Origin of the sequence: Facklamia sp. P12950 (genome assembly GCF_050409465.1) — a bacterium.
Classification (GTDB): Bacteria; Bacillota; Bacilli; order Lactobacillales; family Aerococcaceae; genus Facklamia.
In genome coordinates, this window is sequence record NZ_JBNUPK010000026.1 from 1 (window position 1) to 716 (window position 716).

Below are 716 nucleotides of genomic sequence, written 5' to 3' on the forward strand. Positions count from 1 at the left end.
TTGACGAATTGTCCAATCAAATGCAACACCGATAGTAAGAATCCAAAAAGTTCTTCTTTAGGTGGTTTATATTTTATACCTTTCCTTGGTCTATTTTTCATTAACTCTAGGTTATTGTGTAAACCATCTTTACTTACTTTTGACAAATCCATTTCTTCAGGATAAAACTCTCTTAAAAGCTCATTGCTGTTTTCATTTGTACCTTTTGCCAAGCACACTAAGGATCATAGAAATATGTCTTACAGCCTAATTCCTCTTCTGTTTGCTCAAATTCTGAACATTCTTCGCCTCTGTCAAATGTTATTGTTTTTACAAGATCTTTTAGCGCATTAATGATTGCCGATGTGATATTTTCCGACTTTCTATTTTCTACTAATATCGCTATGTAATATCTGGATCTTCTTTCTGCCAGTGTTACAAAACAATACTTGCTTTTTCTATGACTCTCTTTTCCTCTACGAACCTTAATGTTTGAAGAATTGCTTTTTATTTCTCTTGAAATTGTACTAAGAGATCTTCTTAATGTTTTGGCAATTTTTATGATACTCCTTCATAAATTTAAAATTGATAAATACAAGCTCTCTCTTCTATTGTAAGATGGTTATAACTCATAGTTAATGGCTCCTTTTAATCTGTTTTGTTTGGTTATTTACCTATTAATATAGCTAATGAACTCTGCGTTTATTGAACGTTGCACTTGTTATGATAATTTATCT

1 pseudogene is annotated in these 716 nt (G+C 31.0%); it reads right to left on the reverse strand.

Features of this window, described 5'->3' with window-relative positions:
• Positions 1-212 (reverse strand): annotated as a pseudogene (locus tag ACQV2Q_RS08880) (hypothetical protein); the annotation flags it as partial.
• Positions 213-716: the final 504 nt, after the last annotated feature.